The organism is Burkholderia sp. Bp9090 (genome assembly GCF_003857985.1).
Taxonomy (GTDB): domain Bacteria; phylum Pseudomonadota; class Gammaproteobacteria; order Burkholderiales; family Burkholderiaceae; genus Burkholderia.
The window spans coordinates 1-19,462 of record NZ_QTPV01000017.1; the positions used below are offsets into that span (position 1 = coordinate 1).

A 19,462-nucleotide genomic window follows, 5' to 3' on the forward strand; every position below is an offset into this window, starting at 1 on the left:
GCGGTGCTCGACGAAGTGAAGCGCGAAACCGCGCTGATCCTCGGCAGCTTCTACAGCACGATGCTGCGCAACGAGATCTTCGATTTCGCGCAGATCGGCGCGTTCGTCGAGCGGGCCGACAACACCGCGCGGATCCTCGACGTGAAATACCACCTGCTGCTGCCGTCGGTGTCGCACGTAGGCACGATCCTCGATACCAACCACTGGGAATCGATCCTGCGGTCGGTCGAGGCGAACAACTCGTACCGCTGGGTGTACGGTGTGCAGTACAAGCCGCTGAACATCGCGGACTACCTGGTCCTGAACGGCCGCATGCCGCGCTCGCTGCGCTATTGCTACGGACGCGTCATGTCGAGTCTCAACTTGCTCGTGAAAGAACATGGCATCGCTCACGCGTGCCACGGCACCGCCGCACAGACGCTCACGATGCTTTCCGACAGTACGATCGAACGAGTCTTCAAGAACGGCCTGCACGAGTTCCTGACCGGCTTCATTCGGCGCAACCAGCGACTGGGGCTCGAAATCGCCCAGGCCTACAACTTCGATTGAGCACTGCAATGCATATCGGGATCACCCATACCCTGCGTTATACCGTCGACGAGCCGTTGCAGCTGGCATTGCGGCGCCTTCGACTGCGACCGTCGTCGAATCCCGGTCAGACGGTCGGGCACTGGGAATTGCTTGCAAACGACATGCAGCCGGCATTGTCGTACATCGACGGATTTGGCAACCATGTCGACCTTGTGTGTCACTCAAACGATCACAAGGAGATCGTCATCGTTTCACGCGGCGAAGTGACGACGCACAACAAGGATGGTGTGATCGGCACTGCAGACGATCGTACGAATCCGTGGCTGTTCCTGCGCGAGTCGCCTCTCACGCGTCCCGGAGACTCGCTGATGGAGCTTGCCTCCGCCCTGAAGAGCACGCAAAACCGTCTTCTGCAACTACACGAGTTGATGGACATCGTGCACGATCGTCTCGCACCCGGGCCGGAGAATTGCGACGACGCCACCGATGCAGAAGCTGCGTGGATCAGTTCCCACGGGACCTGTCGCGATCATGCTCATGTATTCATCGCGGTGGCGCGTCGGCTCGGCATTCCCGCGCGCTTCACTTCCGGCTATCTGATAGGCGACGACGGAATCCAGGCAATCGATCATGCGTGGGCTGAAGTCTACGTCGACCATCTCGGTTGGATCGGCTTCGATCCGGCGAACAATCTCTGTCCCGACGAACACTACGTGAAACTGGCGACTGGCATCGACGCTTGCGGCGCCGCGCCGGTCACCTGCATCCAGTCGAACTCGGGCGCTGAAACGCTGACCGCCGAGATTGCGGTCACACTGTCGGCTCGCTGAGTCGATCGACGGAAATTTCAGTACTCGCCCGATGACGCAAACGACCCGCAGCCTGCTATCGGGCTGCGACTTGCCGGATTCGATCGATGCTATCGACTGCTATCGCGCTCGCGCGCTAGACAAGGGTCTCGACATTCTCGAACGCCTGGCGTCGGCTACCGGTTGTGACGCGCCTTGCCCCAGTGAGCAGGACCAACGCGCTGCTTCGCTATTCAGCGAGCGAGCGACGAAGCAAATGACGTCAGAACAAGAGCCCCAGCATTGCCGCCTTGACCGCGGCCTCGGTCTTGTTGGCCGAATTCAATTTGCGCATTGCATTGACGAGGTGAAATTTCACGGTCCGTTCGACGCCATGCCATGGCGCCGCCAGCGCTCCATCGGTTCGATGGTGAGTCGCGGGCCGATCCAGCCGTGCGCCAGACGTGCTGTCCGCCCCCTCAGCCTCGCGCACCACGCCTGGATCCGCCGCAGGCGCAAATGTCGGCACGCGCTCGTGCCGATCCGGTTGGCCTTGCGCAACGTCGTTGCCAAGTGGACAGGCTCCCGGCACGCCTGGAGAAGCGTGATGCCGCAGCTTGCATTGCTTTGCCCGGAACGACTCAGCATCGGAGTCTGAGTTTTAACCCGCCTCACACACGAAATTCCGGATACCTCCCATACCAAATCACCCCGGCCGCCGTGCTGGCCGTGGCCGAGCGCTCATCTGTTCGTCGTCCTGCTGGAGCGGACGCCATTGGGGCAATTGGAGCAGCCCTGAAAACACCGGGAATATGGCCGGCATGTGTGCAGCGAGTGTGCACACCAGCCATCTCGCCGTCGCGCGTCGCGACAGCCGATCAGAGGTCGGCATGGCCGCGTCGGCGAGCGAATGGGACAGGAACTGAAATCAAAAAAGGCCCCGACAATGGCCGTGAAACTTGCCGGGGCTAACGAACCATGCAAATTGCATGGGACGAGGAAGTATCGCGTCCATCGTATAGCCGCCAATGATTGAGCAGCACCACCGAGTTCCGACGAATTCTCATCGGGTTCAGCCAAGATCCTGCTCGAGGAACGCGGATGTCCTCCACCGGCAAGCTTAAAAAATGCAAAGGCGTTTTGACCGCTGCCCCGCTCGCTGTTTTCGAGGTATCAATCCGTGCGCTTGTGTTGCGGTAGGACCCACAGCATCCGACCGACCGCTTCAGCCTGATTCCGCGAGTGGGTCTTTTCATAGATCGCACGCAACTGGCTGCGAACCGTCGCAAGCGACACGCCGGCGCTCGCCGCACATTCGTCGGGCGTCTTGCCGCTGATCAACGCTTCCGCGACCGCGGCTTCGGCGCTCGACAAGCCGAACGATTGCCGCAGCTGTTGTGCGACGACGAGCGGGGCGCCGCTGCGTCGCCTGACCGTGATCAGTATCGTCGCATCGCCGAACGTGGCATGGAGCGCCTGTCCGGACAATGCCGCGATGCCGAGAAAAATCTCGTGCGCCGCGGCCAACGTGCCGGACAGGGCAAGACTCTCGCTCTTGCGGGTCTTCGCGACGCGCGCCAGCGCCGCCTTGAGTGCCTCGTTCTGGGGCGCGCTCGTCGCGCTCAGGTGCCCGTTCTCGAGCTTGAGGCAGGTGGTGGCGCGCAGCATCGACTCGGCCGCCTGGTTGACGAACTGGACGCGCGCGTGCCGGTCGAGCGCAAAGACGGCGAGGCCCAGCTCCTCCATCAGTTCGGCGCCGAGCGTGGCGTCGCGATGCAGCACTCGCGCGTCTTGCCACAGGTTGATCGAGCGCTGCAGATGCCCGGCCATACCGGTCAGGGTCGCGCGTTCTTCTGAAGAATAGGGTGTGCGGCCGTGCGCGCGCAGTAACCCGAGCAGAATGTTGTCGCTGCCGGGGCGCGCGAAGCGAATCCCCATCAGGTAGCGAAATCCAGACGGAATCTGATAGTCCTGGAAGAACTCGCTGCGTTCGACGTCGCGCTCGGTCAGGTGATCCTGACAACAAACGAATTCGCCGAGCGGTGCGTTCTCGACGAAGCCGCGGCGCGGATCGAGCGCGCCGTAATACTGATCGTAGAGCGCGATGATCTCGTCGAATTCCGCGCGCGGCGAATAGATCGAGAATTTCGGGGCATTGCGCGCGACGTCCCAACTGAACATGTGAAATACGTCTGCGCCGAGCGATTCGGATACCCGGTGAAAAACTTCCAGAAAACCGTCCGGATGCAGCGCGGCCTCATAGAGGTCCCCGATGAGTTGGTCTCGTTGCATGTGTTCACCCCGTCGCTTCGCGATCTTCGTATTCTGATTTTGTCTGACGATATTGCTTCGAATACCGAATTTTTTTCAGGCTAACACAGGTTATTTGCATTTCATGCCCTGTTATTTCCCGATTTTCATTCACCTGAATGATGATCGAGCAAATCGTCTTTGCGAGAATCCTCGCCATTCAGCGTGCACGGGCAATGTATGTGACACGCATCAACCAGAAGGGGCTCGGGGGAAACGCAATGAAACTCACACCTGTCGTATCCGGTATTGCAGTGCTTGTCCTGTCGGCTTGTGGCGGCGGCAGCGATTCCTCCTCGCCACCCGCACCGCCCGCCGCGCAGACGGTCAGCGGGGTCGCGGCCGCCGGCGCCGCGATGCAGGCCGCCACCGTGAAACTGGTCGATGCGACCGGCAAAGCGGTCGACTGCCCGGCCGATGCGTCGACCGGCGCGTTTCAATGCACGGTGACCGGCCTGACCGCGCCTTTCGCGTTGTCCGCATACGGCAACGTCGCCGACTCGCAGGCCACGCTGATCGCACTCAGCGCCACGGCCGGCACGCAGACGATCAACATCACGCCGATCACGAACGCGATTGCCGCCACGATCGTCGGCGACAACCCGACCAAGCTGCTGGCCGATACCGGTTTGCTGCAAAGCAAGGTCACGGCCCAGGCCGTCGCCAGCACGGTGCAAGCCTATTCGTCGGCGCTGGCCGACCTGCTGGCCGCCACCGGCAATGCGGGCGTCGACCTGATTTCCGGCCCGTTGACGGCGGGCGCGCCGGGTCTCGACCGGCTGCTCGACCAGATCAAGATCAACGTCCTGCCGGATGGCGGCGTCCAGATCAGCTCGGTGGCGGGCGCGTCCAGCGATACGCCGGTGCAGCTTCAGCTCGCGCCCGGCGTCGCGCCGCAGGCGAGCGACAAGGCCAGCCTGCCGGCCGCCGCGACCATCAATGGCGCGGTGGTGTCGAACCTGCCGAGCGCCAGCGATCTGGCGGCATTGCAGAGCGCGCTCAACCAGTGCTTCGCCGGTTCGACCGGCGCTGCGCGCACGGGCGGCAGCGTATCGGCATGCGGCCGGATCTTCGTCGACGACGTCGCGTCCGGCGCACTGAATGCAGGCGTGCCTTCCGCGTACCTCAACAACGGGATGTCGGTCGACCAGGAGTTCGGCGCGCCGGCAGGCGGCACGCCGGGCATCGTGGCCGACGATGCGATGAACAACGCGAGCTTCAGCTTGCCGGAAGTCATCCGCGTCGTTGCCAGCGACACGATGTGGGTCAAGCTCGCGTGGACGCGCAGCGACGGGATTCGCGACGGCATGCAGCAGCATGTACAGCTCGCGGTGCGGGCGGGCAGTCTCGCGAACGGCGATACCGGCTGGCGCGTGGTCGGCAATCAGCGCGCGGTGCTGAGCAAGGTCAATGCGAACGCACAGAAGTGGGACTGGCTGAATCCGGCCAATCCGTCGACGGGGACCAACGCGTTCGTCGATTCGCTCAACCTGCAGGTGGGTGCCGTCGACGCGGCCGGCACCGCGGTGGACTTCGCGATCGTCAACGGCCCCGGCTTGCGCAACGGCGTGTTTCTCCAGCCGTCGAGCGGGACCTGCGACACGCTGAACATCCGCGCGCAGATCGCAAGCGGGCAGACGCCGGCGCAACTCGCCGCACTGGCGAAGAACCCGCAGTGCCGCAACAACTTCCGTCTGGCCGGCGTCGCGCAGGACCCGGCCAACCAGGGCCTGTTCACGTGGCCCGGCGACGCGCCGCGCAACAATACCGCATGGGCGAAGCCGCAACTGAGCACCGCGGAGCTGGCCGACATCAAGCCGTTCAGCGCCTATACGATCGACATCTACCAGAACGGCAACACGTCGACGCCGGCCCGGCACTACACGGTCCGGCTGCGTACGCCGTCGCCGTCGCCCGACGCGCTGCGCCAGTACGCGTGGCACGATCTGGCGCAGTCCACGCGCGACAAGCTGACGCCGGGCTCCGCCAACACGTTCGCGGGCGGCGCGACCTTCCCGCTGGGCTGGACGTCGAAATCGGGTCTGCCGTTCGTCAAACGCGGCAACGTGCAGATTCGCGCAACCGCGGCCGGGCAGCCGGCGGCGACGTTCGTCAACGGTTCGGCATCGGCGTCGCCGGTCCAGCCGGGCGCCTCGGTCACGCTCAACGTGCCGGGCGACCAGGGCGTCGCGTTCCCGTCGGTGGCCGGCTGGACGGGCAGCGCGGACTTCTCGTTCGTGAACTTGAGCTGGTCCGATCCGGTCGACACGCTCTTCACCGAGGCCTTCGAGTACGACCGGTAACAGGCAGCCGGGTGAATGTGTCCGGCGAGCGCATGGCCGGCGGGGCGATTCGTCGTCCCGTCGGCGGGCAACGATCGACCTGGCCGAGCGCGACGTGTTTTCGTTCGACGGAGAACGCCGCGACCGGATCGTGGGCGGCGTGCCGGCGAGAATCGGTTCGGCCTGACGCGCGGCGGCGGCGCCGACAACCGACAGGCTGCCGATCGTGTCAAATCGAACCGGACGAGATACTGCGTGACGACGGATGCCGCCGATCATGCTCGCCCGTTACGTTCCTGCACCCGGCGGCACCGTGCCGGCCTGTTTTGCCACGCTCCCGGCTTCCATCACGCGCAGCACCGGCCGGCCGCCGACATCCTTCAGCGGGAAATACGAGCGATGCGTGCCCGGATCGACAGCGACGACGTGCGCGTTCGGCCCGAGCCGGCCTTCGCCGATCTTGGCAACGTTCCGGCCCCGGACGCTGAACATCGAAACGATGCCGGCTTCACCGGCAACATACAGCACGTCCGACGCCGAATCGAACGCGAGCACATCCGGGCCGCCGCCGATGTCGAATGCCCGGACGACGTGCCGTGCGCGCATATCGAAGACGAGGAGCGCGTCGTTGTCCTCGCACGCGATGAAGGCGAGGCCGGCGCGCGGCTCGATCAGCAACCCGTGATTGCCTTTCGCACCCGGCAAGTCGAACCGGTCGACGACACGGTCCGTCGCCGGATCGATTTCGACGAGCTGGCGCCGCGTCTGAACGTTCACGAAGATGTGTCGGGAAACCGGGTCGTACTGCGTGTTGCCGGCCTCGCCGTCGAGCGGGATCGTCGCGACGCGCCGGTTGCTGCGGACATCGATGACCGTCTCCGTTTTTCCGTATTCATCGGATACGTACAGCTTGTGCAGGTCGGCCGCATAGGCCATGCCGTCGGGATAATGCCCGCCCGGCATGCGCGCGACGATTTTCAGCGTCGCGGCGTCGATCGCGACGATCTCGTCGGAGCCGGTCGCAGACGCGTAGATGCGCGACAGCGCCGGCACGGCAAGCACGCCATGTACCGACGATACGTCCGCGATCCGGGCGGTCACGCGCGATGCATGCGTATCGAAAACGATCACTTCGCCGTCGCCGAGGTGAGCGATGAAGAGCAGGTTGCGGCTCGGGTCCAGGCTTGCGTAGTCGAGTCGTGTCGCGCGGCCCGGCAACGCGATGTCCGCGACATGCTTCAGCGGCAGGGCGCCGGTCGAGGCGCCTTCGCCCGCGGCGAAGACCCGGTGAATCGGCAGGCCCGACGTGCCGAGCCCGCCTAATAGCGCGACGAGCAGCGGCAGGCCGTAGCGCCAGCGTCCAGGATCCTTCATGATTGCCTCCCGCGACGGCCGCCACCACATTGGCGCGGCGGCATCGCTTTGCATGGTTCCCCGCTCGTTCGCTGTTCGGCCGTGGCCGCGATTACCGTGCCCGGCCGTCGTCCGGTTCGACGTGGCGAAACGCTGCGAGCAGCGAAAGGTCGTACGCGATCTTCAGCGCGCCGCATGCGACCAGCGGCGCACCGAGCCAGCCGAGGCCGAACAGGCCGCCGGCCAAGGTCGGCGCGACAGCGGCCGCGAGGCTGCGCGGGACGGATGTAAAGCTGGCCGCTGCCGGTCGCTCCGCTGGCGTGACGACCGCCATCACATAGGCGGTTCGGGTCGGGACATCCATTTGCGACAGCGCGCTTCGCATCAGCAACAGTGTCAACGTCAGCGGCAACGACGGCGCGAGCGCGGCGCCGATCAGGCAGACGCTCGACGGAATATGCGTGAACACCATCGTGTTCAGCAGGCCGATCCTGCGCGACAGCGGCGCGGCCGCGAGCTGCGAGCCGGCCGAGAGCAGGCCCGCCCAGAAGAAGAACTGGCCGGCCGCGGCGATCGAGAGCCCGAAGCGCTGCATCAACCACAGCGACAGCAGCGAGTTGACGACGAGACCGCCCGCGAATGCGTCGACGCTGAACAGCATCGCCAGCCGCACGACGATCGGGCGTGACGGGCCGAGCGGCGGCGCTGCCTGCGCCGCGCGAACTGCCTGGCGCGGCAGCCGCCGATACAGCATGCAGACGACGACACCCGTGGCCGCATAGACCAGAAACATGCCGCGCATCGCGCCCAGCGTCGAGATTCCGGTATGTGACGCAACCGCGATCGGCAGGCCGGCCGCGAGGGATCCGAGCGCTGCCGATACGGCGCCGACGAGGCTGTAGCGGGCGAACAGCGCCGTGCGAGCGTCGCCGTCGGCGGCTTGCGCCAGGCGCGACTGTTCGAGCGGCAGAAACAGGCTGACGTCGCCGGAACTCGGATTGAGCGTGCCGGCGAAGGCGATGACGAACAGCGGCCACAATGTGGAGACGCTCGCGAAGCCGATGCCCGTCGCCGCCATCAATGCCGCCGCGAGCGTCAGCATGCGGCGCTGCGTGAAGCGGCTCGCGAGCATGCCGACCGCGATCGTCGCGATGGCGGAACCCGTCAACGTCGTGGTACCGATCAGGCCGACATCCAGTTGCGACAGCCCGAGCGACAGCAGATACGCGGGCAGCAGCACGGCAATGAATCCATCGCAGAAACCGCGCATGCCGCGGCTGGCGAGGATGAGCCATGCGGCCTCGTCCGCGCCCGCCGGCAGCATCCGGCTGGCGAGCGTCGACGCGCGGCGGCTGCTAGGGACGTGCATCACGCCGGCACCACGCGTAGAGCGCGTCGTACATCACCATGCCGTGCCGCAGTTGCTCGTGATCGTCGGCGAAGTGTCCGGACAGGCCGATCGAGATCGCGTACAGCCCGGCCGATTCCGGCGCGAGATCGAGCCGTCCGGTATCGGCGCCGCGCACGATCGCGGCGAGCTTGAGCAGCGCCGGGGCGTCGAGCCGGTAGCGGTCGAGAAACGCATCGAAGCTGCAGCGTTCACCATGATGGCCCAGCTCGACGCCCGGCACGTCATAGGGCACCGCGCCCGTTTCGTCCGCCAGTCGCAGGACGTCCGGACCCGGGACGTAGAGAAATTCCGGCGCATCGTCGATGAACCGCGCAATCAGCCACGGACATGCGATGCGGTCGACCTTCGGCCGTTCGCGCGTAATCCATTTCACGGCACGCCTCCTGTATGGCGGACGAACGTCGTCCGATGCGTCACGGCCGCCTCCCGGCAATGCGGCTCAATGATGGAGCAGCGGGTAGGCCACGAGCCCGACGAGCGCGGCAGCCGTGACGACGACCGGCTCCTGCAACTTCTTGAAACGCCACAACAGCAGCACGGTCGCGACCGCGAGCAGCGCGGTCGGCAGGTCGACGATCGAGCGTTTCGCGATGACGAGGACGGAGCCGGTGATCGCCCCGACGGCTGCGGCGGTGATGCCGTCGACGAACGCCTTGACGCCCGGACGGTGCCCGTACTTCTTCACGTAAGGTGCGGGGATGACCGTGAACAGATAGCAAGGCAGGAACGTGCCGAGTGCGGCGACGAGTGCGCCCGGGAAGCCCGCCACGAGATACCCGATGAAGCCGACCGTGATCACGACCGGGCCGGGCGTGATCATCGCGACCGCCACGGCATCCACGAACTGCTTGTCGTTCAGCCAGTGATGTTCGGTGACGACGCCGCCATAAAGGAACGGCACGATCGCCAGCCCGGAGCCGAACACGAACGCGCCGGCCTTCATGAAGAACGCGCCGATCTGAACGAGCTGCGGCAGGTCGATGCCGCTCAATATGCCGCTGGCTGCCGGCAGGTTGGCGGCGGCAACCGCGTTCAGCCCGCCGCGCTGCAGCCACTTGGGCGGCGCACGCCACAGCCAGCCGATCAGGCCCGCGACCACGAACAGCCACGCGATTTCCGATTCCGTGATGAAGGTCACGGCGGCAAGCGTGACGAAGATCGCCCAGAGCAGCTTGTCGTGGCCGACGGTTTTCGTCGTGAGCTTGTAGGCGCTCATCGCGATGATGCCGACCACCGCGGCGCCGACGCCGTAGAAGACGGCCTGCATCCAGGACAGCCCGCCGAAATGTGAGTACGCGAAGCCGAGCGCAACCACCATCAGGAACGACGGCAGCACGAACGCGAAGCCGACGAGCGTCGCACCGAGCAGGCGGTAGTGCACGAAGCCCAGATAGATCGCGAGCTGGGCCGCCATCGGCCCCGGTGCGAGCTGGGCCAGCGTGAGCCCTTCCTTGTAGTCGGCTTCCGTGATCCAGCCGCGACGCTCGACCAGGTCGCGACGCATGTAGCCTGCGAGCGCGACCGGCCCGCCGAAGCCGAACGTGCCGAGACGCAGCATGTAGGCGACCAGCTGGCCAAGTGTGTAGGTCGGTTCGGTGGTGGCGATGGAGGTGGTCATGATCTGGCCGCGGTTTGGTTTTTGCCGTTCGACGTGAAGTGTGCGTACAGGGCGTCGAGCACGGCGCCCATCTGCTCGAGCAACCGGTCGTCGTTCTCTGCCTGCTGGCGCGTGCCGGCCATCACGGCCTCGAAGCCGATCGCTTCGGGCGCCGCGGGGCCGCCCACGTCGAGCGCATGCACGATGTCGCCGAGCCGCATCAGCGCGGGGTCGTTGTCGAGCCCGAAACTCGCCAGCAGCACCTCGAACGTCACGCGCTCGCCGACATGCGTAAACGTCGCGCCGTCGAAATCGAAGCCCAGCGCGTCGGCCGGGCAATCCGCCGGCGACGCGAGCCAGACGAAGCGGGCGCGTGCGTCGATGAAGCGGCGGATCAGCCAGGCACTGGCGACGCGATCGACCCACATCCGCTGCCGCGTCGCCCAGGTGCGGCCCAGAAATTCGCCGATCGCCAGCGGCCGGATCGCGCGGTCCGCGGCGTGCGGTTCGCCCGGCGACAGCACGGTGTCGACCAGCGCGACGAAATCCTGCAGCGCGACTTCGGCGCGGGTGGCCGAGTCGCCCGGGAAATAGTCGATCGCACGGATGGCGTCGAAATCCTTGCGCATGCGGCGCAGCAAGCGCGTCAGTTCGGAGGCCGACTGTCCGGCGAGGGTCTTGCGGGCGTCCGCAAGGGCCTGGATAAAGGCGGCGTCGTCTTCCCCGCGATCGAAGAGCGCGCGGAATTCCCGCTCCTGCGACGCATCGAGACTCGGCGCGCGCAACAGGTGAGCGCTGCCGCCGCTGTCGGCAATCGCGTCCGCGAGCTCGCCCAGCATCCGTTCATGCGCTTCCGACTGGGGCAGCAGGTAGACGCCGTCGCGCAGCACCGCGCAGCCTTTTGCCTTGAGCGCGCGCCAGAACCGCATGCGAGCCGTCGCGTTCTGCGTGGGAAGGGTCAGCACGAGGAGCGACCATGTCGTAAGTGGATTCATGTAGCAAATGCTACTCATGCGTTACGAGTTCTACAAGTTAACTTTGGCGGCTGCTGCGGTGACTGGCGGCCGGGCGGCCTGCGAGGCGCGCGTCATTCGTCTGGTTTTTCCGGGAAAATACCCCCTCCCCCTATATGGAAACGCGATTTGATATATAGTCCCCCCCGGTATATGAAGGGACCACCATGAGCCACACCATCCAGGAAAAGCAGAAGCTGCTGAACCGTGTCCGCCGGATCAAAGGGCAGGTCGAAGCGATCGAACGCGCGCTCGAGGACGAGCGCGGTTGCAACGAAATCCTCCGCCTCATCACGAGCGGTCGCGGCGCAATGAACGGCCTGCTCGCGGTCGTGCTCGAGGATCACATCCGCAGCCATCTGGTCGACGCCGAAGGTCACGACGACGAAGGCAGCGCGACCGAACAGCTGATCGAAGTCGTGCACAGCTACTTCAAGTAACCGGAGGCGGAATGAACAGCTTCAGCAACGACGCATTCGGCGCAGGGCACGACCACATCTTTCTCGGCGCCGCGCACGAGCAGAACGAACGCCGGACCTGGATGGTCATCGCGCTGTGCGCGGCGATGATGGTGGCGGAGATCGTCGGCGGGTCACTGTTCGGTTCGCTGGCACTGATCGCGGACGGCCTGCACATGTCGACGCACGCGGGCGCGATGCTGATCGCCGCGCTCGCCTATACCTATGCGCGCAAGCATGCGCGCGACCCGCGCTTCGTGTTCGGCACGGGCAAGCTCGGCGATCTCGCGGGTTTCACGAGCGCGATCGTGCTCGCGATGATCGCGCTGCTGATCGGGTACGAGGCGGTCGCACGCCTGCTCGCACCGGTCCCGATTCATTTCGGCGAGGCGATTCCGATCGCGGTTGCCGGCTTGCTCGTCAACATCGCGAGCGTGTGGCTGCTGAGCGGCGACCATCATGGCCACGGTCATGGTCATCATCACGGGCATCATCACGGGCATGGTCATGACGATCACGACGATCACGCGCACGACCACGAAGCGGAAGCGCGCCAGATCTTCGATCGGCAGGGCGTATTCGTCGTGTCGGTGTTCGAGGAAGGCGTCCCGCCGGTGTTCCGCGTCGCGCCTGCGACGCACGAGACGAAGCTCGTCGATGCGAGCGCGGTGTCGGTGACGACGATCCGCCCGGACGGCAGCCGTCAGGCGTTCGCGATGCAAAGTCGCGGCGGCTATCTGGAGTCGACCGAAGCCATTCCCGAGCCGCATGAATTCAACGCGATCGTCCGGCTGAACGGCCGCGAGCACGAACTGGCGTTCGAGGAGCACGACCACGGCACGTCCGCGGCGGCGGCGCGCGATCACAACATGCGCTCCGCGTACATCCACGTGATCGCCGACGCGGCCGTCTCCGTCCTGACGATCGTCGGGCTGCTGCTCGCGCGGGCGTTCGGCTGGGTCTGGATGGATCCGCTGGCCGGCATCATCGGCGCGCTGGTGATCGCGAACTGGTCGTACGGCCTGATGCGCGATACGGGCGGGATCCTGCTCGACATGAATTCGGATCGCCGCCTGACGGACAACGTGCGCGGTGCGATCGAAGGCACGGGCGACCGGGTCGGCGACCTGCATGTGTGGCGGCTCGGGCCGGGACACATGAGCGCGGTCGTGTCGGTGGTGACAGACGATCCGAAGCGCGATGCGCGCTTCTATCACGGCGTGCTGCAGCGGTTCAGGAACCTGTCGCACGTGACCGTCGAAGTCGTGCCCGCGACGCGAGGGCGATGAGCATGGCGGTCAAGTCCCCTTGCGTCGACGTGTGTTCGTTCGACGGTCGCACCGGCTATTGCGTGGCATGCCTGCGAACGCGCGACGAAGCGCGCGACTGGAAGAAGATGACGGATCACCGGCGCCATCAGATCGTGAACGACCGCGCGCGGCGGCATGCGAAGCTGACGCGGGCTTGAGGTCGAGGTATGCGCGAAGTCGCGCGTACGGCCGCAGCAGATCGAACGCGCGGCGGACGGGACGGAGGATCGGGGCGATGCGCGTGCCGACCGCGTCGCTTGCATCAACCGGTCCCGCCACGCCGGTGCATGCCCGACGAACGCGTTTGCCGGACGATGTACGCCGTCCGCGTGCCGTCACGCGGATCAGGACGCTCGTGATCCGGTATTGCCGAGGCGGCGGTCGGTGACGGATCGTCGATCCGCCCGGCACGCCTCGTCGGGACTGCGCCGCTTCTACATCTCGTATCGCAACGTCGCCATGACGCTGCGCGGCGCCCCCGGCATGTTGAGGTTCGGGTTCGAGCCGTGGGCCGACACGATGTAGCCCTTGTTGAACAGGTTGTAGAGGTTCAACTGGAGCGACATCGGCCCGTGCGCATACCAGGCCATCATGTCGGCCGTCACGTAACCCGGCAGCGTCACCGTGTTCTGCGGATCGGCCATGCGCGCGCCGACGAGGTTCAGGCCGCCGCCAACGCCGAAGCCGCTGCCGAGATTCTTGGTGAGCCACAGGTTGCCGGAGTGGCGCGGGGTCAGGGTGGCGCGCTTGCCCTGCAACGCGGCCGTCGACTGGGTGACGGTGGCATCGAGGTAGGCATAGCCCGCGAGCACGCGCCAGCCGTGGCCGAGTTCTGCAGCCCCGCTGAGTTCCACGCCGTCGGTCCGCTGCTCGCCGATCGGAATCAGCGCCGTGTTGCTTGCATTGGCGACCTTGATGTTGCTGCGGTCGAGCCGGAACACCGAGATCGTCGTGGTGGCCTTGCCGCCGAGCCAGTCGTACTTCGCGCCGATCTCGGTGTTGGTCGTGGTTTCCGGAGCGAGTTCGGCATTGTTGGCCGCCAGCGAGAACGCTTCGCCGGAAGGCTGGAACGAGCGGCTCCACGACACGTAGTACGACTGCGTTCGGGTGGGCTGCCAGACGAGACCCACGCGCGGGCTCCACGCCGTATCGGTGCGCGACAGGCCCGGCTGCTTCGGACGGCGGTCGAGCGTCTCCTGCTCGAAGCGATCGTAGCGGATGCCGAGCAGCGCCTTCCACTGCTCGTTGAAGCTGATCAGGTCCTGCGTGTAGAACCCGAGGGTCTTGAAGATGCCGAGGTTGTTGGCCGTCGGCGTGGTCGACGTGTGCAGCGGCAGCGTCGGAAGGGCGGGCGCGAACAGGTCGAAATTCATCGGCTTGCCGTTCGCGCCGGTGACGGGCGCCGAGTAGCTGACGAGATCCTTGTTCTGCTGGCCGAATTCCATCCCGTACAGCAACTCGTGCTTCATGCCGTACAGCGTGGCCTTCTGCGTGAGATCGGTCTGGTTGAACCAGCCGTGTTCCTCGCGATAGACGTTGCCGTGATTCAGCGTGAACGTCCGGGCCGCCTCGTTGACGCTGCCGACCAGCGTGTTGTTCCGGTCGAGCGAGTAGTGATAGTAGCGGGTGGCGTTCCGGATCGACCATTGGTCGTTGAACTCGTGCTTGATCGTCGCGGTACTCGAATAGACCCGCGATCGCGTATAGTCCACGTCGCCGGCGTTCGCCGCGCCGTAATACGCGGATGCCGGCACGTCGACCGGTCGTCCGTGATAGGCCGGAATGCCGAAGTCCGTCACGCGACGATCTTCGAGGTAGTCCGCCTGCAGCAGGACCGTCGTCTTCGGCGCGATGCGAAACTCGAACGACGGCGCGACCGCCGTGCGATTCAGGAACTGTTGCGAGCGATAGCTCTTCGCTTCCTCGTGTGCCCCGGTGATCCGGAAGGCGGCCGCGCCGTTCGCGAGGACGCGCCCGACGTCGGCTTCAACTCGGCGATCGGCCCACGAACCGTAGCTGATCCCGAAGTTGGTCACGTCGATCCCGGGTTTTTTCGTCACGCGATTGATCAGTCCACCTGACGATCCGCGGCCGTAAAGAACGGCAGCCGGGCCCTTGACCACTTCCACCCGGTCGACGTTCGAGAGATCCCGGAAATACAGGGCATCGTCGCGAATGCCGTCGACGAACTGATCGGCAATCGCGGAGAAGCCGCGAATGGTGACCTGGTCGCGCTGGCCGTCGCCGGTCGAGAACCCGACGCCCGCGACGTTCTTCAGCACGTCCTGCAGCGAGTTCGCATGCTGGTCGCGCATCACTTCGGCCGTGACCACGTTCACCGTCTGCGGGATATCGCGCAGCGGCGCGTCGATCCTGGTGGCGCTGACCGCGTTCGTCGGGTTGTAGCCTTCGCCCGGATCGCGGAGCGCGCTGGCGCTCACCGATACGGCCGGCAACACGTCGGTGGCCGTGCCGGTCGGCGCACTTGCGTTTTCCTGTGCGAAGGCCGCGCCGACCATGATCGGCTGGCATGCGATGGCGGCCAGAATGGCCCGTCGCGCCGGGTGCAACACGTGTTTCATTTCCCAACCTGCCATGTGTAATGATTCGTAATCTCGAAACGCGACGCATTATCATTTGAAAGGAAGTAAGGGTCAACAAGTGTTGCGCGATAACCGGGATTCTGGTTTTTGTCTGATGTTTGCTGACGCCGAAGGATGCGTTCGTGCCGGATCCGGACGAGCACGGCGTGCGGCCAGGCAATGACGGCGGGTGAAGCGCCAGCGGGGCGCGTCGCGCGGGGAGGTTCGTCGGGATTGATCCGGCACGGTCATCGAACCGTTCGGTGTTGCGAGTCTGTCGATCCGACTACGAGGTGGTGACCGCCGGGGCGGCGCGCGTGCCGGTCTGGCATGGCGCGCTGTATCCTGAAATCTTCCGGCGGCCGTGGCATCTCGTCACGGTCGGTGTCACGAAGCGGTCGGATACTGCCGGCGTGCGCGGCCTGACGGAACGGGCAGCGGCCGCGCCGCGTGTCGAGGTGGCGGACGGCCGGCAATCGGCACCGTCACGCGAGTCCTGCCGCGCGGTGTGCCGATTACCGGCGCTGACGTGTTCCCGCGCCGCGGCGCGCCTGTCCTGTCGGGACAGGGAACCCCGTGGCAAGTCGCACCGCCCGCAACCTTGATGCAGATCGATCATGAGCGCTCCAACCCCGATTGCCGGCAAGCCTGCGATTCCGCGGACCGTGTGGGCCCTGGGTCTCGTGAGCCTCTTCATGGACCTGTCGTCCGAACTGATCCATGCGCTGTTGCCGATCTATCTGGTGTCGACGATGGGCATGAGCGTCGCCGCGCTCGGCGTGCTCGAAGGGGCGGCCGAAGCGACGGCGATGATCGTCAAGGTGTTCTCCGGCGCGATCAGCGACTGGCTCGGGCGTCGCAAGGGGCTGCTGCTGATCGGCTATGGCCTCGCGGCGCTGACCAAGCCATTGTTTCCGCTGGCGTCCACGCCGGCCGTGGTCGTGACGGCCCGTCTGCTCGACCGCGTCGGCAAGGGAATTCGCGGCGCGCCGCGCGACGCGCTGGTGGCCGACGTCGCACCGCCCGAAATCCGCGGCGCCTGCTTCGGCCTGCGTCAGTCGATGGATACCGTGGGCGCGTTTCTCGGGCCGATGCTCGCGATCGTGCTGATGCTCTGGTTCGAGGACCGCATCCGGACCGTGCTGTGGTTCGCCGTGGTGCCGGCGTTCGTCGCGATCGCATTGATCGTCTTCGGCGTACGTGAGCCGGAGCAGTCGAAACCGGACCGGCGCTTTCGCTCGCCGTTGCGCTGGAACGCGCTGCGCGAGTTTCCCCGCGGTTACTGGTTCGTCGTCGCGGCCGGCGCGACGTTTACGCTCGCGCGCTTCAGCGAGGCATTCCTGGTGCTGCGTGCGCAGCAGACTGGGCTCGATGCGGCGTGGATTCCGGGCGTGATGGTCGCGATGAGCGTCGCTTATTCGGCGTCCGCCTGGCCGGTCGGCATTTTGTCGGACCGGCTCGATCGCCGCGTACTGCTCGCGGCCGGCATGGTGCTGCTGATCGCGGCCGACCTGCTGCTCGGCATCGGCACGTCGACGCTCTCGATGTTCGCCGGCGTGGCCGTGTGGGGGCTGCACATGGGCTTCACGCAGGGCATCCTCGCCGCGATGGTGTCGGAAACCTCGCCGGCCACGTTGCGCGGGACCGCGTTCGGCGTGTTCAACCTGGTGAGCGGCATCTGCATGCTGCTCGCGAGCAGCATCGCCGGCGCGCTGTGGGCGCGGTTCGGCGCGTCGGCCACGTTTCTCGTCGGTGCGGCGCTGGTCGTGGTGCCGCTGTGCCTGTGCCGGTTCATGCCGCGACCCGGCACGTCGCCGGCGTGATGCGTCACGCCGGGGGCTCGCCGACGCCCCGCTCAAGGCCGAACGGGCGCGCAGGTGCCTGAAGCCTGAAGCCTGAAGCCTGAAGCCCGAAGCCCGAAGCCCGAAGCCCGAAGCCCGAAGCCCGAAGCCCGAAGCCCGAAGCCCGAAGCCCCAGACCGGCGAAGGCCCACTCCGCCTAGTTGCCCGCGTCGCCTTCCGCCATTAGCTTTCAGATTTGAAAGATTGTCCGGCGTTTGCGATAGAATGCCTCCCCTGTTCGCCGTGGCCATGCCCACGGACGGGCTCCGGCATTCGAAAACGGCGCGCACCGCGCTCGCGGAATTCCATCCCGTTTCAATGCCGGCGATCGACCTGCCGTTGGAAACACCCGTTCTGTAATTTGGATTGCTAATGAAGAAGAAGCACAACATCACCAAGTACATCGTCATCGCGATGGTGCTTGGCATTGCCGTGGGCTACGCCTGTCATAGCGCGTTTCCCGACCCGAAAATGGCCAGGGAAGTCGCCGGCTACGTGTCGCTGCTGTCCGACGTGTTCCTGCGCCTGATCAAGATGATCATCGCGCCGCTGGTGTTCGCGACGCTGACCGTCGGCATCGCGCAGATGGGCGACAGCGGGTCGGTCGGCCGCGTCGGCGTGAAGGCGTTCGGCTGGTTCTTCATCGCGTCGTTCACGTCGCTGCTGCTCGGCCTGATCACCGCGACGATCCTGAAGCCGGGCAGCCACCTGAGCCTGCCGCTGCCGGCCGCCGATGCGGCGCTGAACCTGAAGACGGGCGCATTCACGCTGAAGGATTTCGTCGTCCACCTGGTGCCGAAATCGATCGCCGAGGCGATGGCGAACAACGAGATCCTGCAGATCGTCGTGTTCTCGATCTTCTTCGGCACCGCGCTGTCCGCGCTCGGCGACGCCGGCAAGCGCCTGACCGGCGTGATCGACGATCTCGCGCAGGTCATGCTCAAGGTGACGGGCGCGGTGATGTGGTTCGCGCCGGTCGCGGTGTTCGCGGCGCTGGCGTCGACGATCACGACGGAGGGGCTCGGCATCCTGCTCACGTTCGCGAAGTTCATGGCGAGCTTCTACCTGGCGCTGGCGCTGCTGTGGGGCGTGCTGACGCTCGCCGGCGTGGCGTTCCTCGGCAAGCGCGCGTTCACGCTGATCCGCCTGATCCGCGAGCCGTTCCTGCTGTCGTTCGCGACGGCGAGCTCCGAGGCCGCGTATCCGAAGCTGCTCGACGCGCTCGACCGGTTCGGCGTGAATCGCAGGATCTCGAGCTTCGTGCTGCCGATCGGGTACTCGTTCAACCTCGACGGCTCGATGATGTACTGCACGTTCGCGGTGCTGTTCATCTCGCAGGTGTACGGGATCGACCTGCCGCTCGGCACGCAGATCACGATGCTGTTGATGCTGATGGTGACGTCGAAGGGGATGGCGGGCGTGCCGCGCGCATCGCTGGTCGTGATCGCGGCGACGCTCGGCCAGTTCCATCTGCCGGAAGCCGGACTGCTGCTGATCATGGGCGTCGACATGTTCCTCGACATGGGGCGCTCGGCGACCAACGCGGTCGGCAACTCGATCGCGGCTGCGGTGGTCGCGAAGTGGGAAGGCCAGCTCGGCGATTCGCGCGACGACACGGATCCGGACGGCGGCGGCGAGATCACTCAGGCGGAAGTGCAGGAGACGGCAACGTCCGCGTGATTTCCCCGTTTCAAATGAAACGATCTGCACCGGCCTGGATTCGACCTGGATACAGGCCGGTGCAACATCTGCCGGCAATACCCGCCGGCAGTTGTTCCTTTACCTGCCTCCGGCGATTTTCCCGATCCGCCGAAAAACCTTCCCATTCCCGATACGCCGCATTCCGACCCGCGGTGATATTCCCGTCGGCGAACGCCGGATTTCCTCGATATCAAGGTACGCGCGTAAGTGGTCATTCACTCTCGCGCAATCGCGCGCGCCGTCTGCGCCAGCGGTCCGCAATTTTTTTCGATTTATATAACGCTA

The 19,462-nt window shown here is 65.6% G+C and carries 16 protein-coding genes and 1 pseudogene; 9 read left to right on the forward strand and 8 right to left on the reverse strand.

What is annotated here, in order from left to right; translation table 11 throughout:
- Both DIE16_RS17345 and DIE16_RS17350 read left to right on the forward strand, forming a co-directional pair.
- Positions 1 to 549, forward strand: a 549-nt coding sequence (locus tag DIE16_RS17345; protein ID WP_148095395.1) for an alpha-E domain-containing protein, incomplete at its 5' end; no start/stop codon positions are given.
- A gap of 8 nt (positions 550 to 557) precedes the next feature.
- Entirely contained in the window at positions 558 to 1,361 is an 804-nt protein-coding gene (locus tag DIE16_RS17350; RefSeq protein WP_124520997.1) for a transglutaminase family protein, read from the forward strand.
- Between the two features lie 241 nt (positions 1,362 to 1,602).
- On the opposite strand, the gene DIE16_RS17355 is transcribed toward DIE16_RS17350, so the two are convergent.
- Positions 1,603 to 1,674 carry a hypothetical protein gene (locus DIE16_RS17355; protein ID WP_409333463.1) on the reverse strand — a complete coding sequence of 24 codons (72 nt, stop codon included), beginning with the start codon at positions 1,672 to 1,674 and terminating at the stop codon, positions 1,603 to 1,605.
- Positions 1,675 to 1,848: 174 nt separating this feature from the next.
- Here DIE16_RS17355 and DIE16_RS17360 point away from each other — a divergent pair.
- Positions 1,849 to 1,977 (forward strand): annotated as a pseudogene (locus tag DIE16_RS17360) (IS256 family transposase); the annotation flags it as partial.
- Positions 1,978 to 2,492: 515 nt separating this feature from the next.
- On the opposite strand, the gene DIE16_RS17365 reads toward DIE16_RS17360, so the two are convergent.
- Positions 2,493 to 3,611, reverse strand: coding sequence for a helix-turn-helix transcriptional regulator (locus DIE16_RS17365; protein ID WP_124520996.1), 1,119 nt, complete (start codon positions 3,609 to 3,611; stop codon positions 2,493 to 2,495).
- Positions 3,612 to 3,850: 239 nt separating this feature from the next.
- On the opposite strand from DIE16_RS17365, the gene DIE16_RS17370 reads away from it, so the two are divergent.
- Positions 3,851 to 5,932: a hypothetical protein gene (locus DIE16_RS17370; protein ID WP_124487135.1), complete on the forward strand. Its 2,082-nt coding sequence runs from the start codon at positions 3,851 to 3,853 to the stop codon at positions 5,930 to 5,932.
- Positions 5,933 to 6,199: 267 nt separating this feature from the next.
- On the opposite strand, the gene DIE16_RS17380 is transcribed toward DIE16_RS17370, so the two are convergent.
- The 5 genes from DIE16_RS17380 to DIE16_RS17400 form a co-directional block, all read right to left on the reverse strand.
- Positions 6,200 to 7,285, reverse strand: coding sequence for a YncE family protein (locus DIE16_RS17380; RefSeq protein WP_124520995.1), 1,086 nt, complete (start codon positions 7,283 to 7,285; stop codon positions 6,200 to 6,202).
- Positions 7,286 to 7,376: 91 nt separating this feature from the next.
- The gene (locus tag DIE16_RS17385) at positions 7,377 to 8,633 is read right to left on the reverse strand and encodes an MFS transporter (RefSeq protein WP_124520993.1); all 1,257 of its coding nucleotides are present in this window, start codon (positions 8,631 to 8,633) and stop codon (positions 7,377 to 7,379) included.
- Positions 8,620 to 9,048, reverse strand: a complete 429-nt coding sequence (locus DIE16_RS17390) for a chromate resistance protein ChrB domain-containing protein (RefSeq protein ID WP_044847518.1) — start codon at positions 9,046 to 9,048, stop codon at positions 8,620 to 8,622. The genes DIE16_RS17385 and DIE16_RS17390 overlap by 14 nt, the downstream gene beginning before the upstream one ends.
- Before the next feature lie 66 nt (positions 9,049 to 9,114).
- Entirely contained in the window at positions 9,115 to 10,293 is a 1,179-nt protein-coding gene (locus tag DIE16_RS17395) for a chromate transporter (protein WP_124520992.1), read from the reverse strand.
- A complete protein-coding gene (locus DIE16_RS17400; protein WP_185500435.1) occupies positions 10,290 to 11,267 on the reverse strand; it encodes a chromate resistance protein ChrB domain-containing protein in 978 nt (325 codons plus the stop codon). Before DIE16_RS17400 ends, DIE16_RS17395 begins: the two co-directional genes overlap by 4 nt.
- A gap of 185 nt (positions 11,268 to 11,452) precedes the next feature.
- Here DIE16_RS17400 and DIE16_RS17405 point away from each other — a divergent pair, with 185 nt between their 5' ends.
- Genes DIE16_RS17405 through DIE16_RS17415 form a run of 3 tightly spaced genes read left to right on the forward strand, consistent with a single transcriptional unit; the run spans position 11,453 to position 13,211 of the window.
- Positions 11,453 to 11,725, forward strand: coding sequence for a metal/formaldehyde-sensitive transcriptional repressor (locus DIE16_RS17405; protein WP_044847515.1), 273 nt, complete (start codon positions 11,453 to 11,455; stop codon positions 11,723 to 11,725).
- Positions 11,726 to 11,736: 11 nt separating this feature from the next.
- The gene (gene dmeF / locus DIE16_RS17410; RefSeq protein WP_124520990.1) at positions 11,737 to 13,032 is read left to right on the forward strand and encodes a CDF family Co(II)/Ni(II) efflux transporter DmeF; all 1,296 of its coding nucleotides are present in this window, start codon (positions 11,737 to 11,739) and stop codon (positions 13,030 to 13,032) included.
- Positions 13,033 to 13,034: 2 nt separating this feature from the next.
- Positions 13,035 to 13,211, forward strand: coding sequence for a DUF1289 domain-containing protein (locus tag DIE16_RS17415; RefSeq protein ID WP_185500436.1), 177 nt, complete (start codon positions 13,035 to 13,037; stop codon positions 13,209 to 13,211).
- Positions 13,212 to 13,487: 276 nt separating this feature from the next.
- Here the strand turns inward: DIE16_RS17415 and DIE16_RS17420 are convergent, their stop codons facing one another.
- Positions 13,488 to 15,635: a TonB-dependent siderophore receptor gene (locus DIE16_RS17420; RefSeq protein WP_185500434.1), complete on the reverse strand. Its 2,148-nt coding sequence runs from the start codon at positions 15,633 to 15,635 to the stop codon at positions 13,488 to 13,490.
- 617 nt (positions 15,636 to 16,252) lie between these two features.
- Here DIE16_RS17420 and DIE16_RS17425 point away from each other — a divergent pair.
- Together DIE16_RS17425 and DIE16_RS17435 are read left to right on the forward strand one after the other, a co-directional pair.
- Positions 16,253 to 17,458, forward strand: a complete 1,206-nt coding sequence (locus tag DIE16_RS17425) for an MFS transporter (RefSeq protein WP_124520988.1) — start codon at positions 16,253 to 16,255, stop codon at positions 17,456 to 17,458.
- 390 nt (positions 17,459 to 17,848) lie between these two features.
- Positions 17,849 to 19,156, forward strand: a complete 1,308-nt coding sequence (locus DIE16_RS17435) for a dicarboxylate/amino acid:cation symporter (protein WP_124520987.1) — start codon at positions 17,849 to 17,851, stop codon at positions 19,154 to 19,156.
- The last annotated feature ends 306 nt before the right edge of the window (positions 19,157 to 19,462 follow it).

What these genes read in the sequence shown, in the direction of transcription:
- DIE16_RS17400 (WP_185500435.1), bottom strand. Translation starts at nt 11,267, where the DNA reads ATGAATCCACTTACGACATGGTCGCTCCTCGTGCTGACCCTTCCCACG.
- DIE16_RS17425 (WP_124520988.1), top strand. Translation starts at nt 16,253, where the DNA reads ATGAGCGCTCCAACCCCGATTGCCGGCAAGCCTGCGATTCCGCGGACC.
- DIE16_RS17395 (WP_124520992.1), bottom strand. Translation starts at nt 10,293, where the DNA reads ATGACCACCTCCATCGCCACCACCGAACCGACCTACACACTTGGCCAG.
- DIE16_RS17385 (WP_124520993.1), bottom strand. Translation starts at nt 8,633, where the DNA reads ATGCACGTCCCTAGCAGCCGCCGCGCGTCGACGCTCGCCAGCCGGATG.
- DIE16_RS17435 (WP_124520987.1), top strand. Translation starts at nt 17,849, where the DNA reads ATGAAGAAGAAGCACAACATCACCAAGTACATCGTCATCGCGATGGTG.
- DIE16_RS17350 (WP_124520997.1), top strand. Translation starts at nt 558, where the DNA reads ATGCATATCGGGATCACCCATACCCTGCGTTATACCGTCGACGAGCCG.
- DIE16_RS17365 (WP_124520996.1), bottom strand. Translation starts at nt 3,611, where the DNA reads ATGCAACGAGACCAACTCATCGGGGACCTCTATGAGGCCGCGCTGCAT.
- DIE16_RS17420 (WP_185500434.1), bottom strand. Translation starts at nt 15,635, where the DNA reads ATGAAACACGTGTTGCACCCGGCGCGACGGGCCATTCTGGCCGCCATC.
- DIE16_RS17370 (WP_124487135.1), top strand. Translation starts at nt 3,851, where the DNA reads ATGAAACTCACACCTGTCGTATCCGGTATTGCAGTGCTTGTCCTGTCG.
- dmeF (WP_124520990.1), top strand. Translation starts at nt 11,737, where the DNA reads ATGAACAGCTTCAGCAACGACGCATTCGGCGCAGGGCACGACCACATC.
- DIE16_RS17415 (WP_185500436.1), top strand. Translation starts at nt 13,035, where the DNA reads ATGGCGGTCAAGTCCCCTTGCGTCGACGTGTGTTCGTTCGACGGTCGC.
- DIE16_RS17405 (WP_044847515.1), top strand. Translation starts at nt 11,453, where the DNA reads ATGAGCCACACCATCCAGGAAAAGCAGAAGCTGCTGAACCGTGTCCGC.
- DIE16_RS17380 (WP_124520995.1), bottom strand. Translation starts at nt 7,285, where the DNA reads ATGAAGGATCCTGGACGCTGGCGCTACGGCCTGCCGCTGCTCGTCGCG.